Annotated in this window: 15 protein-coding genes; 9 read left to right on the top strand and 6 right to left on the bottom strand. The window is 64.8% G+C overall.

The window, feature by feature from the left end; all coding sequences use genetic code 11:
* Positions 1 to 239: 239 nt before the first annotated feature.
* Together HTIA_RS02205 and HTIA_RS02200 are read left to right on the top strand one after the other, a co-directional pair.
* The gene (locus HTIA_RS02205; protein WP_008524365.1) at positions 240 to 1,163 is read left to right on the top strand and encodes a ribokinase; all 924 of its coding nucleotides are present in this window, start codon (positions 240 to 242) and stop codon (positions 1,161 to 1,163) included.
* Positions 1,164 to 1,218: 55 nt separating this feature from the next.
* Positions 1,219 to 2,184 (top strand): nucleoside hydrolase, encoded by a 966-nt coding sequence (locus HTIA_RS02200; RefSeq protein WP_008524366.1) that lies wholly within the window; start codon positions 1,219 to 1,221, stop codon positions 2,182 to 2,184.
* 58 nt (positions 2,185 to 2,242) lie between these two features.
* Here the strand turns inward: HTIA_RS02200 and rpl12p are convergent, their stop codons facing one another.
* The 3 genes from rpl12p to HTIA_RS02185 are packed head-to-tail and all read right to left on the bottom strand — an operon-like array spanning position 2,243 to position 4,296.
* Positions 2,243 to 2,584: a 50S ribosomal protein P1 gene (gene rpl12p, locus HTIA_RS02195; protein WP_008524367.1), complete on the bottom strand. Its 342-nt coding sequence runs from the start codon at positions 2,582 to 2,584 to the stop codon at positions 2,243 to 2,245.
* An 18-nt stretch (positions 2,585 to 2,602) separates the two neighbouring features.
* On the bottom strand, positions 2,603 to 3,658 hold the full coding sequence (locus tag HTIA_RS02190; protein WP_008524368.1) for a 50S ribosomal protein L10: 1,056 nt from the start codon (positions 3,656 to 3,658) through the stop codon (positions 2,603 to 2,605).
* Positions 3,658 to 4,296, bottom strand: coding sequence for a 50S ribosomal protein L1 (locus tag HTIA_RS02185; protein WP_008524369.1), 639 nt, complete (start codon positions 4,294 to 4,296; stop codon positions 3,658 to 3,660). The genes HTIA_RS02190 and HTIA_RS02185 overlap by 1 nt, the downstream gene beginning before the upstream one ends.
* A gap of 277 nt (positions 4,297 to 4,573) precedes the next feature.
* Between HTIA_RS02185 and HTIA_RS02180 the strand changes: the two genes are divergently transcribed.
* A complete protein-coding gene (locus tag HTIA_RS02180) occupies positions 4,574 to 6,187 on the top strand; it encodes a sensor histidine kinase (protein ID WP_020935970.1) in 1,614 nt (537 codons plus the stop codon).
* A 163-nt stretch (positions 6,188 to 6,350) separates the two neighbouring features.
* Here the strand turns inward: HTIA_RS02180 and HTIA_RS02175 are convergent, their stop codons facing one another.
* The gene (locus HTIA_RS02175) at positions 6,351 to 6,839 is read right to left on the bottom strand and encodes a 50S ribosomal protein L11 (RefSeq protein ID WP_008524371.1); all 489 of its coding nucleotides are present in this window, start codon (positions 6,837 to 6,839) and stop codon (positions 6,351 to 6,353) included.
* Positions 6,840 to 6,944: 105 nt separating this feature from the next.
* Positions 6,945 to 7,145 carry a VNG_1110C family protein gene (locus tag HTIA_RS02170; protein ID WP_008524373.1) on the bottom strand — a complete coding sequence of 67 codons (201 nt, stop codon included), beginning with the start codon at positions 7,143 to 7,145 and terminating at the stop codon, positions 6,945 to 6,947.
* Positions 7,146 to 7,266: 121 nt separating this feature from the next.
* Between HTIA_RS02170 and HTIA_RS02165 the strand changes: the two genes are divergently transcribed.
* The 5 genes from HTIA_RS02165 (at position 7,267) to artA (ending at position 11,273) form a co-directional block, all read left to right on the top strand.
* Positions 7,267 to 8,379, top strand: coding sequence for an OBG GTPase family GTP-binding protein (locus tag HTIA_RS02165; RefSeq protein WP_008524374.1), 1,113 nt, complete (start codon positions 7,267 to 7,269; stop codon positions 8,377 to 8,379).
* A 9-nt stretch (positions 8,380 to 8,388) separates the two neighbouring features.
* Positions 8,389 to 8,838 carry a TIGR04206 family protein gene (locus tag HTIA_RS02160; protein ID WP_008524375.1) on the top strand — a complete coding sequence of 150 codons (450 nt, stop codon included), beginning with the start codon at positions 8,389 to 8,391 and terminating at the stop codon, positions 8,836 to 8,838.
* 67 nt (positions 8,839 to 8,905) lie between these two features.
* The gene (locus HTIA_RS02155) at positions 8,906 to 9,664 is read left to right on the top strand and encodes a VOC family protein (protein WP_008524376.1); all 759 of its coding nucleotides are present in this window, start codon (positions 8,906 to 8,908) and stop codon (positions 9,662 to 9,664) included.
* 303 nt (positions 9,665 to 9,967) lie between these two features.
* Entirely contained in the window at positions 9,968 to 10,207 is a 240-nt protein-coding gene (locus tag HTIA_RS02150; RefSeq protein WP_008524377.1) for a hypothetical protein, read from the top strand.
* Positions 10,208 to 10,277: 70 nt separating this feature from the next.
* The gene (gene artA, locus HTIA_RS02145) at positions 10,278 to 11,273 is read left to right on the top strand and encodes an archaeosortase A (protein ID WP_008524379.1); all 996 of its coding nucleotides are present in this window, start codon (positions 10,278 to 10,280) and stop codon (positions 11,271 to 11,273) included.
* Between the two features lie 18 nt (positions 11,274 to 11,291).
* Here the strand turns inward: artA and dph5 are convergent, their stop codons facing one another.
* Entirely contained in the window at positions 11,292 to 12,083 is a 792-nt protein-coding gene (gene dph5, locus HTIA_RS02140) for a diphthine synthase (RefSeq protein WP_008524382.1), read from the bottom strand.
* A 108-nt stretch (positions 12,084 to 12,191) separates the two neighbouring features.
* On the opposite strand from dph5, the gene HTIA_RS02135 reads away from it, so the two are divergent.
* The gene (locus HTIA_RS02135; protein ID WP_008524385.1) at positions 12,192 to 13,172 is read left to right on the top strand and encodes a class I SAM-dependent methyltransferase; all 981 of its coding nucleotides are present in this window, start codon (positions 12,192 to 12,194) and stop codon (positions 13,170 to 13,172) included.
* Positions 13,173 to 13,197 lie beyond the last annotated feature (25 nt).

Below are 13,197 nucleotides of genomic sequence, written 5' to 3'. Positions count from 1 at the left end.
GGTCTTTTAAGTAGTACGTACTCATATGTACGATTCATGAATAGGGTCGTATTGTATAGTATAGACAATATTATCGCAGTCGAAGGGATCGGTACTGTGCCGACGCACCAGCCAGTCGAACGCGATGCGATCACTCACGCAGGCCGCGGCAGCGACGGGACTGCGACGGGTACGCCGTCCGTCGATAGTCCTGTAATCGAGAGGCAAGCATTCTTCGGCACTCCGGGCAAAGTCGGGGTATGGGCAACGTCTACGTCGCTGGAAGCATCAATCAGGACATCGCGGTCCGACTCGAACGGCGGCCACAGCCTGGCGAGACAGTACCCGGCGAGTCCGCCTCGTTTGGCCTGGGCGGGAAAGGTGCCAATCAGGCGATCGCAGCCGCGCGATCGGGCGCGGCCGTCGAGTTGATCGGGGCCGTCGGCGACGACCGTTTCGGCGAGGAGCTGCTGGCTGATCTCGACACCGAAGACGGGCTCTCGACAGCTGGCGTCCACCGTGCCTCGAACACCTCGACCGGGGTCGCCCTCATCACTGTCGACGCCGATTCGGAGAACGCCATCGTCGCCGTGCCCGGGGCTAACGCGGCGCTCGCCCCCGCAGACGTCGGTGACGTCGGGATGGAAGACGACGCGGTCGTGCTCTCGCAATTCGAGATTCCCCAGCCGACGATCCGGACGTTCTTCGAGCAGGCACACGCGCAGGGCGCGAGGACGGTCCTGAACCCGGCACCCGCTGAGACCGTCCGGGAGGACCTGCTCGAACGCGTCGACTTTCTCGTCGTGAACGAAACGGAGGCGCTGTTCTATGCCGACGGGGATTCGAAGGGACAACTCTCGCAGGACGAACTCGTCGAGACGGCCGCGGCCCTGCGCACACACGACGAGCAGGTGGTCGTCGTCACGCTCGGCGAGGCGGGTGTCTTCGCGAGTACGCCATCGGAGACGATCGAACTCGACGCCTACGCGGTCGATCCTGTCGACACGACCGGGGCCGGGGACGCGTTCGTCGGCGCGTTCGCCACGGCACTCGGTGACGGCCTCCGGCTTCGAGACGCGCTGGACGTCGGGGCCGCTGCCGGGGCGCTCGCGACGACACAGACCGGCGCAGCACCGTCGCTACCCACGCGGGCGGCGATCGAAGATCTCCGAGCGGACGAGTGACAGCCGTCCGGCCCCGTGACGAAAGACACCTACGTCGCGCCTCGAAATCTCGACCATGGCAGATCGCGTCATCATCGACACCGACACCGCAACCGACGACACGCTCGCCATCCTGCTCGCCGTGCTCTCGGACCGCGTCGACGTCGAGGCACTCACGATCGCCGCCGGCAACGTCGCCTTCGATCGCCAGGTCGAGAACGCGAAGTACACGCTGGATCTCGCCGACGTCGCCGGAGAGATTCCCGTCTACGAGGGCGCACGATCGCCGCTGGTCAAGGACCACGATCACGCGACCGACGTCCACGGCGAGGGCGGGCTCGGCCCGGATCTCGTCCCCGAGACGGACGTCCCATCGGCCGCGGGGTTCGGCCCGGAGTACATCGTCGAGGCGGCCCGCGAACACCCGGGCGAGATCACGCTCGTCTGTCTGGCCCCGCTCACCAACGTCGCGCTCGCGCTAGAACGCGAGCCGAAGTTGGGCGAACTTCTCGCGGACGTCGTCGTGATGGGCGGGAACGTCCACTCCGCGGGCAACGTCACGCCGGCCGCTGAGTTCAACGTCTGGGCCGACCCCGACGCCGCGAAGATCGTGCTCGACGAACTCGCGGTCACGCTGGTCGACTGGGGGCTTACCCTGCGGGACGGCACACTCGATGGGAGTGCGGAGGCGCGTATCACCGACGCTGCTGGGGACTCCGAGTTTGCCGCGTTCTACGAGACGGTCTTCCGGCCGGACGCCGAAGGGGCCGGAGACGACGCCTACTGGGCGGGGACAGCCCAACCGGACGCGCTCGCGAGTGCCGTCGCTGTCTTCCCGGAACTGATCGAGCAGCGCGAGGCCGCTGTCGTCGACGTGGACGAACGCGAGGGATTGACGCGGGGCTCGACGATCGTCGACACACACGGGATCACGGATCGGGAACCCCGGACTGACGTAATCACGTCCGTCGACGCGGACGGCTTCCAGGAACTACTGCTCGACACAGTCGTCGCCGGCGATCCGGACCGGTCGTTCGAGTGACGACATCGTGCTGCCGCTGGCTGGAGCGTCCTACACGTCGAAAAAGACGGACTCGTCGTTACCCGAAGAGTTCGCCGAGGCCCTCGCCGCTGGCCTCCTCGTCCTCGTCGTCGCCGTCGTCCTCGTCGTCGTCGGCTGCTTCTTCCTCGTCGGCTTCCTCGTCATCCTCGTCGTCAGCGGCTTCGGCTTCGCCGCCGGCCGCGCCGCCCGTCGCTGCGGGGACGGCGGCAGCCTCTTCGACGGCCTCGTCGATGTCGACGTCCTCGAGTGCGGCCACGAGGGCCTTCACGCGGGACTCCTCGACGTCGACGCCGGCTGCCTCGAGTACGTCCGTCAGGTTGTCTTCGTTGAGCTCTTCGCCAGTCTCGTTCAGGATGAGTGCTGCGTAAACGTATTCCATAGTTGTCTCCTCCGTTAGTTAGTCGAACATCGCGCCGAGTGCGTCGCCACCGTCGCCGCCGTCTTCATCGTCGTCGCCGTCTTCGGCATCGTCGGCGTCGTCAGTGGTGTCCTCGACGTCGTCTTCCGCTTGATCGTCTGCCTGTTCCGCTGTGGCTTCCTCGGACGCAGTATCGGTCTCGACGCCCTGTAGTTCTTCGGGCAGGGCCGCCTCGTCGTCGATCTGACCGACGAGTGCGCGTACCTGTGCGTCGGCCTTGCTCACGAGGTCGTCGGCCAGGTCCGGGCTCTCGATGGAGGCCTGCACGCCGAGGCTCTTTGCCTCGCCGCGGGCCTTCTGGAGCAGTGCCGGCCCGGTCTCGGCCGTCGGGTAGACGGCGTTGATCGAGAGGTTCCGGGCGCGACCGGCTGCGGCCTGGACGTCGCTGCGGTACGCCTCGATGTCGAGTTCGAGATCCTCGGGTTCGAAGAGGACGCCCTCGGCGTAGACGGCCCGGAGATCGAGCCCGACTTCCTTGGGCTCGATGCCGAGTTCGGCCAGCACGTTCGAGAGATCGGCCGAGACTTCCCCGCCAGCCTCGAGCACTGTCGAGTCCTCGAGCACCTGGATCGAGCCTTCCTGGATGCGGGCGTTCGCGCCGACACTCTGAAGCTCACCGACGAACGGCCCGGGATCGATCCCGGTGTCGCCCTCGGGGATCACGATGTCGTTCGGCGCGACCTCGCCGGCGTTGATCGGGGCCGACGTCTTCGAGGCTTCGAGTTGCTGATAGAGGCTGAAGGGGTTGTCGTTGGTCCCGATGAGACCCACGTGGCCCGAGACGAACTCGACGAGCGTTTCGAGGCCCTCGTCGACCTCATCCAGGGCACGCTCGACGAGCGTGTTCCGGCTGACGCGCAGCTCCGCAGTGCCGTAGAGATTCCGGCGCATGTCCTGGAGCTGTTGGCTCGGGATGCCCGTCAGGTCGACGACACCGACGCTGTCGTAGGATTCGATCATCTCGACGACATCGTCGATCTCCTCGCGCTTCCACTCGGGGATGTGTTCGGTCTTGCGTTCGGATTCGGCGCTCATCAGGCCACCTCCACGGCCGGCCCCATGGTCGTTTTCACGTACACCGAATCCAGGTTCAGCGGCCCCTTCTCCAGGTCGGCGTGGAGTCGACGGAGGATCACGTCGACGTTGTCGGCGATCTCCTCGGCGTCCATGTCTTGGGCTCCGACTCGCGTGTGGAAGGTTCGCCGGTCGCCACTCCGCACCTGGACGGTGTTTTTCATCCGTTCGACGACCTCGACGACGTCGTCGTCGGGCTGAAGCGGTTCGGGCATCTTCCCGCGCGGCCCGAGGATCGTCCCGAGGTAGCGACCGATGTCCTGCATCATCGCGGCTTCCGCCACGAAGAAGTCGGTCTCCTCGGCGAGATCCTTCGCCTGGTCTTCGTCGTCGCCCAGGTCCTCGAGTTCGTCACCGTCGAGGACGTCGTCGGCGACCTCCTCGGCCCGGATCGCGGTCTCGCCCTCTGCGAAGACCACGATCGCGGTCTCCTGGCCAGTCCCGGATGGGAGTACGATACTCTCGTCGATACGGTTCGACGGGTCGTCAAGATCGATGTCGCGCAAGTTGACAGCGAGATCCACCGTTTCGCGGAAGTTCCGCTCGGGTGCATCGCTGAGTGCACGAGTTACTGCGTTCTCTATGTCCTGATCTGCCATTGTCCACCTCCGTAGTACGCCCGTTGGGCTGCTACGGGTCAGTGAAACAGGCACTTGCCTGTCTCCTCTGATACGACGCCGAAGCGACACTTAAACCCGTCGAACCGAATCTAACGGCCCCGTCGATCCACGTCTCGCTACATTTACATCGTCACACGCCCACCGTAGCGTATACCCTTACATGCGCCTCCGGACAACCCTGGCTAGCGTCCTGATCGTTATTGCGCTGGTTCTGTCCGGAACGATATTCGTCGGTTTTACCTTACACAAAAACGACGTGCGTGCCCAGGAGCAACAGGCGGTCGAACAGACCGCCACTGTCGTCGCAGATCGAATCGACACCTGGCTCGAGACAACGACGACGTCCGTCGAACTCTGGGCGACGACGATCGACGTCTCGGCTGGGACATTCCAGCAGACGGGATCGCTCGAGACGTTTCTCGACCGGACTGCCTTCGACAGCGCCAGCGTCTACAGCGCCGAGGGTGCGCTCGTTTCGATCGCTGGCTCGGACCTCACCTCGGCGGAACGGGCCGCCATCGTCAATAACGATTACTCTTCGCGGACATTCATGCAGCGACCGCTCGCCGGGGAGACGTACGTGAGTGACGTCGATCAGACGCTGGATGGCGACTACGTCATTCGGATCGCGGTTCCGATTTTGGGCCCAGACGGATTTCCCATGGGCGTTTTCACCGGCAACCTCGAGATCGGCCCGACAACGTTGTTCGGTAACGTCACCGAGGTCAGTCGCGCGAACGAGTTCGTCACGGTTACAGCCGACGGCCAGACGCTGTTCAGCGACCACGGCACCGTTCGCGATCCGATCACGGCGAACGAAACGGTCCCACGGACCGATTGGACCGTCAGCGTCGCCCGGTCGACCGCGTCGATCGCCCGACAGTTGCGGGTCGCGACGATGATGCAGGCCGGCGGCATCATCGTCGCGCTGCTCTCGATCGCGGTGGTCGGCCTCTGGGTGTCACGAACGACGTTCGCACAGATTCAAGAACTGAGCGACGCGCTCAAGGCGCTCGAATCCGGCGAATATCGGACGGATCTCGATCTGGGTATCATCGACGAGTGGCAACGGATGAGCGACCGGTTCAACGCGGTCTCGACGATGCTCAAGCAACGCGATTCCCAGCTTCGGGTCCTGAATCGCGTCCTCCGGCACAACCTCCGCAACGACATGAACGTCGTCACCTCCCACGCCGAGCGGGCGCTGGCCGAGGAGGACGTCTCGCCGGCCGTCGAATCCGACCTCGAGAAGATCCGCTCGACGGCCCTCCGGCTCATCAACACGAGCGAGCACGCCCGGACGCTCTACGACGATCTACTCACGAAGCCGAAACAGGCGCTCGAACCAGTCGAGGTCGTCTCGATCGTCGAGAGTCGCCTCGACGTCCTGACCTCGCAGTTCTCGGCGGCCACGATCGAAACTGACCTGCCAGAGACGGCCTGGGCGCTTGACTCGGCGACGCTGCCGATCGTCGTCGAGGAAATCGTCCGGAACGCACTCCTCCACAACGACCTGCCGGAGTCGGATCGGCGAGTCGCGGTGTCGGTCTCCCGCCAGGAGGTTGCGCCCGAAGAGGTCGAAACCACTGGAGAAGTCCGCATCGACGTCGAAGACAACGGCCCCGGCATTCCGATGGTCGAAGAAGCACTGTTGACCAACCAGCTCGAGGAGACCTCGATCGACCACGGCAGCGGCCTCGGCGTCTGGCTGGTCAACTGGTTGCTCGCCCAGATCGGCGGCACCGTCACGGTCTCGACCGGCGTCGATCGCGGGACGACGGTCTCGATTCACGTCCCGGCTCCCGATTCACCGGCGGCCGCTGGTGACGACGGGGACATACCAGACGGTGCGGACGACGTCGAACCATAGTCTCGCGCGCTGTACAGGTTCGCCTCGCCGGTATCGACCACGGGGCGGGAACTCCCCCGAAAACCAGTGGAAATCGTCCGGTGCGGACGGCCTCGCTACGCTTCGGCCGCGTCGACGAGAACACCGAGACGCTCGCTCTGCTCGCGTCTCGAGCCCTGGCGGACTACGCTGTCGCTTCGTCCGCCAGGATCCCGTCGTACTCGCCGTCGTCGATCTTCGCCGCGACCTCGCGGGGGTCGTCGCCCTCGATCGTGACGCCCAGCGTGACGCAGGTGCCGATGATCTCCTTTGCGGCCTGCTTGAGTTCGTAGGAAAGCAGGTCGGGATGCTTCTGCTCGGCGATGGTCTTGACCTGCTCCATCGAGAGGTCGGCGACGAAGTCCGCCTGGGGCTCGCCACTGCCGGTCTCGAAGCCGGCCTCGTCCTTGATGAGCGCCGCGGTCGGCGGGACACCCACGTCGATAGAGAACGAGCCGTCGTCCTCGTACTCGACAGTTACAGGTACTTCTGTGCCATCGAACGCCTCGGTCTGATCGTTGATCTCTCCGACGACGGCCTGCACGTCGACAGGAGTCGGCCCGAGTTCGGGCCCGAGCGGTGGACCAGGGTCGACCTGTCCGCCAGCAACGAGTACTTCAATCGTTCCAGCCATACACGGATGTCCGTCGGCGTGGATTTAAGAATTGTTTTTCGAGCCGGCGCGCGATCGGCGACCGCACCTCGCCGCAGCGCGCCGGTCAGACCACAGTGGCACCGGTCACTCGACAGCGACGCCGTTCCGGGTTAAAAACGCGCTCGCCTGCTTGATCTCGACGGGACTGCCGATGATACGGACCCGTGACTGTTCGCGACGGATCGTGACGGTGAACCGATCCGTGAGGTCCTCTGAGAGGCCGTCGATAGCGTCGGCCGGGAGCAGGATCTGCGTGCTGTCCCGGAGGCGAGACGCGGTTGACATCACATGTTGTGTCGGTCCGCCGTCGGATGAGTGTATCGAAGTCCGGCGCGCCCACGAGCGTCACCACACCCCGCGACGCGGACGGAAGCGCTTTTGAGTCGGGACGGCCGAGAGTCGGGTAATGGGGCTGCAAGCGGAGATCGAGGAGCTCGAAGAAGAGATCGCGTCCACGCCCTACAACAAGGCCACCGAGGAGCATATCGGCCGGCTGAAGGCCAAACTCGCCGAGAAAAAGGAAGAGTTCGAGAAGCGCCAGTCGAGTTCGGGCGGCGGCGACGGCTACGCCGTCGAGAAGACCGGTGACGCGACCGTCGCCCTCGTCGGGTTCCCGAGCGTCGGTAAATCGACGCTCATCAACGCGCTGACCAACGCCGACAGCGAGGTCGGTTCCTACGACTTCACCACCCTCGACGTCAACCCCGGGATGCTCCAGTACAACGGCGCGAACATCCAGTTGCTCGACGTCCCGGGACTCATCGAAGGCGCGGCTGGGGGGCGGGGCGACGGCAAGGCGGTCCTCTCGGTGGTCCGGACGGCCGATCTCGTTCTCTTCGTGCTCTCGGCCTTCGAGATCCAGCAGTACGAGCGCCTCCGCGAGGAACTATATAAGAACAAAGTCCGACTGGACGTCGAGCCCCCGCGAGTCAACGTCCGCAAGAAACACAAGGACGGCATCGCCGTCAACGCCTCCGTCGACCTCGATCTGGACGAACAGACGGTCAAGAGCGTCCTCCGGGAGCACGAGTTCGTCAATGCCGACGTGACGATCGGCGAACAGGTCGACATCGACCGCCTGATCGACGGGATCATGGACAACCGCGAGTACCTGCCCTCGATCGTCGCCGTCAACAAGGTCGACCTCATCGATCCAAGCTACGTCGACACCGTCAAGAGCGACCTGCGTGACATCGACGTCGATCCCGACGACGCCATCTTCATCAGCGCCGAGAAGGAGAAGGGCTTAGAGAGCCTGACCGAGCGTATCTGGGACGAACTCGGCCTGATCCGGATCTACATGGACAAGCCCGGCCGCGGCGTCGATTACGACGAACCGCTCATTCTCACCGAGGGGGACACGGTCGGCGACGCCTGCGAGAAGATCGGTGGGCGCTTCGACGATCGCTTCCGCTTTGCGCGTGTCTCCGGGGAGAGCGCGGCCCACGACGACCAGCAGGTCGGTCGCGATCACGAACTCGCCGACGAGGACGTCCTCCGGCTCGTCATTGATCGGTGATCCCGGGCGATGCCAACGAACAATGCGGCCCGGACGCGTCTGCTCGCTGTTCTCGGACTGCTGGTCGTCCCCTGGACAGTCCTGCTCAGCGGCGGGCACGTGACGCTGATCATGCCGTGGGGACTGGTCGATCCGGTCGCGTTCTACGTCACGCTCCTCCCGGAGTACCTCTCGGCCACCGGCAGTGGCCCGCCGCCGTTTCTCTCCGCCTGGCCGCTCGGTGGTGCGATTTACGTCCTCGCGGTCGGGAGTGTCACCCTGGAAGTGTTCGACCGCGGCGATCCGCGGGTGACGGCCGGCCTGCTCGTTCTCGTCGGCGTGACGCAACTCACGGTCGCCTGGGGATTCTTCCGCCGCGGTAGCTACGTCGTCGTCCCGCTGGGCACCCTCGTCGCCTGGACACTCGTGTGGTGGTTCTACTGGCCCGACCTGCGCGGAGTCGTCGCGCCGGCGAGATAGCGTTTCGATCCACGAGGAACCGACCGCGTCCGGCACGTTTTTCGGCTGTCCGCCCGACCACTCGAACATGGACGGCACGCTCGATCACGTCATGATGCGCGTCGAGGATCTGGAGGAATCGCTTTCGTGGTACACCACCCACTTCGACTACGAGGAGCAGAGCCGCTGGGAGGCCGAGACGTTCACCAACGTCCACCTCGGCCCCGCGGACGTCCACGACGAGGGCGCGACGCTGGAGCTTACCTACAACCACGACGGCCGGTCGTACACGATGGGTGACGCCTGGGGCCACATCGCCGTCCGCGTCGAGGACGTCGAGGAAGCCTATTACGAGCTGATGGACGAGGGCGTCGAGGACTACCGCCCGCCCGAGGAGAACCCGGGCTACGCCTTCGTGAAGGACCCCGACGGCCACGAGATCGAGATCGTCGAGCGCGACCACGGCGCGCGCTGGAGCATCGATCACACGATGATCCGCGTCGAGGACATCGAGCGATCGATCGGGTGGTACACGCGCGCCCTCGAGTACGAGACGTTCCGCCGGAGCGAGCACGACTCCTTTGGGCTGTACTTCCTCAAACCCGAAGACGCCGCCGAAGAGGCGATGTCCGTCGAGTTGACCTACAACTACGACGGCCGGTCCTACGAGCTGGGCGACGCGTGGGGCCACCTGGCGGCCCGCGTCGAAGAGGGCACGCTGGAGGAGGCCTGGGAGACGCTCATGCAGCGAGACGCCGAGGACTACCGCGATCCGGAGTCCTGTGACTACAACTACGCGTTCACGAAGGACCCGGACGGCCACGAGATCGAGATCGTCGAGCGGTAGCGAGACAGAGTGAGCGAAGCGAACGAAGTCTCGGTAATAGCGAGCGGGGAGGCACGACCCGCGAGCCGCGAGACAGAGTGAGCGAAGCGAACGAAGTCTCGGTAATAGCGAGCGGGGAGGCACGACCCGCGAGCCGCGAGACAGAGTGAGCGAAGCGAACGAAGTCTCGGTAATAGCGAGCGGGGAAGCGGAGTGAGCGCCTCGGACAGAGCGAACGGCGACTGCAAGGTGCCGTGAGCCGCGAGATAGAGTGACGCGACGAGTCACCCCAAGCATTATCTTCTCATTGTCTGAAATTCAACTATGGAAGACACGCTCGGCATCCGGATCTATGCGGCAGCGTACGTCACGGCGGGGATACTTCTCGCCTGGATCGGGTCGACACTTGGGGCCCTCGGAGCGGGAAGTCACGGTCTCGATGCGACGCTTGTCGGGTTCGCAACGTGGATCGCGTTCGTCTTCGCCGGTGTCGTCATTGCTCTCGAAGGAATCGTCGTGGTGGTCCAGTCGACGGTCGAAGAAACAGGCCCGAACGCCGGGTGAGAACCGCACGGACACGGGCACGTCCCAACGGCAAGACATATAATCGGAATCGTCCAACGACGACCAACGAATGATCGGGACGGTCGTCGACTGGCTGGCGGCGCTGAACGGGTACGCGGGCACGCTCGCGTGGGTCGTCCTGTTCGCCTTTCTCGCGGGCGTGATCCTCGAACGCTACGACGAGGCGTGGGCCGAGTACGTCTACGCCGGCGCGTGGATTATCCTCGCCGGCTACTGGCTCTCCTACGTCCACTACTTCGTCTTCGCCGAGAAGTCGATCACCGAAGGCGTCGGTGTCGTCCTCGCGATTCCGCTGTCGCTGTACGTCGCCTATCTCATCGCTAACGGCCGCCGGCGGCTGTTCGTCGTCTCGCGAGCGGTCGGGTTCGCCCTGCTGTTCTTTCTCCCGCTGTCCGCACTGCCGTTCGTCCGCCGGCCACTCATCGAGACCGTCACCAACCATACGGACTTCGTGCTGGGGCTGCTCGGCGATCAGTACCGCCTCGGCGACTGGTACCCGTATCTCCCCGACGGGACCGAACTCTCGGACGGCTCTACGCTGACGGGTCGTGGTGAACTGCCCGAGAAACACTTCCCGTACCGGAACACGTTCCTCTATGCGCCGGACGGACACCCGATTACCTACACGATTCGGCTGGCGTGTACCGGGATCGGGAGCATGTCGATCTTCGTCGGGCTGATCGGGGCCGTCCGGGGATCGCTCCGCCAGAAGGCCAAGGCGATAGGCGTCGCGATCGGCGTGATTTACGTGCTCAACATCGTCCGGAACGTCTTCATCGCTCACACGCTCGGCAACCAGCGCCTGCATATCTTCCCCGATCTGATCATGTCGCTGTTTTCGGCGAGTGATCCGTACATGGTCTCGTATTACATCGGCGACCGGATTCTCGCGCAGTTCGGCGCGGTGTTCGCACTGATCGCCATCACCTGGCTCGTCCTCCGGTGGGTACCGGACGTCCTCACCGTCGTCGAGGAAGGGCTATACGTCATCACTGGCACCGAATACGACCTCAAGGACGCCCTCGCCGTCGAGGCGGACGACTGACCGCTCGCAAGTAACGCGCTACTCCGCCACGTTTTCTTCGAGGACCTCTGCCGGAGCCTCGCCGATAGCTTCCAGCGCGTCCCGCTCGATGTAATGGAGCGAACCGGGAACGACCAGCAGATGCAGTGGCTCGCCGAAGTCCGTCTCCGCGAGCGCCGACAGACGACCCGCCCGGACGACTGGATCCGGACTTCCAGCACGAGCGACGACGACACCCAGGGCGTCCGCTCGCCAGTGTTCGGCGAGGAGCGAGGCCGCCTGCTCGCCCCGCATATATGTCTCGTGGTCACTCTCGACAGTGATGTCCAGAAACACGAGCGTGTGAAGGCCTCGCTCGCGGTTGGCCTCGATCGTCTCGATCACGCTGTTTGGGACTCCCGTCCCACCGTGTGAGCGCTCGAACGGGAGTGTCGTGGCCTTGCCGAAGCGGTAGTTCTGGAGGCCGGTGAGCGAACTCGCGGCGGCCTGGGCGGTCGTGCCGTGGATCACCCGCGTTTCGATCCCCCGCTCCTCGGCGCGCAATCTGAGGTCGACGTGGGTCGTCGAGATCATGGTGTCCCCTGCGGTCAGGAAAACGACGTCGCCCTCGCGAGCGGCGTCGAGGATCGGCTCTGGGTCCTGTTCGACGCCTGCCCGGTCGCGGACCTCGATGTCGGTGTCGTGGAAGGCTTCGAGGTCGTCGACGGACGCGCCGACGAGACGGCTGGTGTAGAATTCGGCGAAGACGCGGTCGGCCGCGCGGATCGCGTCCCGGCCGGCGAGCGTGACCGAGCGCTCGTCGTAGAGGCCGAGGCCAACGAACGTGAGCATAGGTCTGCTGGGCGTGGCGTGGGCATAAGCGAAGCGTTCCAGGTGTGCTCGCCGGGATCGCGACGGTGAAACGTCAGGCTTACCGCTCGACCGGTCTCAGTTCTTGACATGGCTGTGCCCTGCGTCCGCGTTCCCCGCAAGGACGGCGAGGCGACGCGTGCCCGCCTCGCCGAGCGCGATCTGATCGACGACGGTCACGAGATCGACGTCGTCGAGGATGCAATCTTCATTCCGGTGGTCGATCCGGCGGCCGTGCCCGAAGAGTACGCTGTCGTCGAGCACGACGCGCCAGTCCGCGAGGGCCAGACGATGCCCGCCGACGTCCTGGGGTTCGAGCCGAGTTACGAGCGTCTCGGCGAAGTCGTAATCGTCGACGAGGACGATCTCGACCGCGCACGCGAGATTGCCGACGCAATCATGGCTTCGGATCTCCCAGTCGAGACGGTCGCCAACCGCGCCTCGAAGGTCAAAGGCGAGCAGCGCGTCCGCGAGTGGGACGTCCTCGCCGGCGACGGCACCGAGGCCGTCCACCGCGAGTACGGGTGTGAATTCGCCTTGGACCTCGCCGAGGTGTACTTCTCGCCCCGGCTGGCGACCGAGCGCCATCGCGTCGTCGAGCAGGTTGAGCCCGACGAGCGGGCGTTCGACATGTTCGCCGGCGTCGGCCCCTTCGTCGTCCCGATGGCGAAACGAGGGGCGACCTGCGTCGGGTGCGACGTCAACCCCGACGCGATCGAGTATCTCAGAGAGAACGCCCGACACAACGATGTCGCCGAACGGATTACGGCGATCGAAGGTGACGTCCGAGACACTGTCCCGGAATACACCGACTGGGCCGACCGGATCGTGATGAACCTCCCTCACAGTGCCGACGAGTTCTTAGAGACGGCCGTGGCCCTCGCGAGCGACGAGGCCGTAATTCACTACTACGACATCGCCCACGAGGACGATCCGTTCGGTCCCGGTGAGCGGGCGATCCGCGAGGCTGCAGGCGAGGAATACGACGTGACAGTAGAGACCCGCCACACGGTTCGGTCGTACGCTCCCCACGAGTTGAACGTCGTCCTCGACGTGCGGATCACTCGCTAAGGGGCTTCGATTCGCAATCCTTATT

This window comes from Halorhabdus tiamatea SARL4B (genome assembly GCF_000470655.1).
GTDB lineage: Archaea > Halobacteriota > Halobacteria > Halobacteriales > Haloarculaceae > Halorhabdus > Halorhabdus tiamatea.
Note: the sequence above shows the minus strand (reverse complement) of the source record. Positions and strands in the feature narration are given on the sequence as shown.

Bases quoted from the DNA above. Each gene is read 5' to 3' on its own strand.
- HTIA_RS02205 (WP_008524365.1), top strand. From the start codon at position 240: ATGGGCAACGTCTACGTCGCTGGAAGCATCAATCAGGACATCGCGGTC.
- HTIA_RS02200 (WP_008524366.1), top strand. From the start codon at position 1,219: ATGGCAGATCGCGTCATCATCGACACCGACACCGCAACCGACGACACG.
- rpl12p (WP_008524367.1), bottom strand. From the start codon at position 2,584: ATGGAATACGTTTACGCAGCACTCATCCTGAACGAGACTGGCGAAGAG.
- HTIA_RS02190 (WP_008524368.1), bottom strand. From the start codon at position 3,658: ATGAGCGCCGAATCCGAACGCAAGACCGAACACATCCCCGAGTGGAAG.
- HTIA_RS02185 (WP_008524369.1), bottom strand. From the start codon at position 4,296: ATGGCAGATCAGGACATAGAGAACGCAGTAACTCGTGCACTCAGCGAT.
- HTIA_RS02175 (WP_008524371.1), bottom strand. From the start codon at position 6,839: ATGGCTGGAACGATTGAAGTACTCGTTGCTGGCGGACAGGTCGACCCT.
- HTIA_RS02170 (WP_008524373.1), bottom strand. From the start codon at position 7,145: ATGTCAACCGCGTCTCGCCTCCGGGACAGCACGCAGATCCTGCTCCCG.
- HTIA_RS02165 (WP_008524374.1), top strand. From the start codon at position 7,267: ATGGGGCTGCAAGCGGAGATCGAGGAGCTCGAAGAAGAGATCGCGTCC.
- HTIA_RS02160 (WP_008524375.1), top strand. From the start codon at position 8,389: ATGCCAACGAACAATGCGGCCCGGACGCGTCTGCTCGCTGTTCTCGGA.
- HTIA_RS02155 (WP_008524376.1), top strand. From the start codon at position 8,906: ATGGACGGCACGCTCGATCACGTCATGATGCGCGTCGAGGATCTGGAG.
- HTIA_RS02150 (WP_008524377.1), top strand. From the start codon at position 9,968: ATGGAAGACACGCTCGGCATCCGGATCTATGCGGCAGCGTACGTCACG.
- artA (WP_008524379.1), top strand. From the start codon at position 10,278: ATGATCGGGACGGTCGTCGACTGGCTGGCGGCGCTGAACGGGTACGCG.
- dph5 (WP_008524382.1), bottom strand. From the start codon at position 12,083: ATGCTCACGTTCGTTGGCCTCGGCCTCTACGACGAGCGCTCGGTCACG.
- HTIA_RS02135 (WP_008524385.1), top strand. From the start codon at position 12,192: ATGGCTGTGCCCTGCGTCCGCGTTCCCCGCAAGGACGGCGAGGCGACG.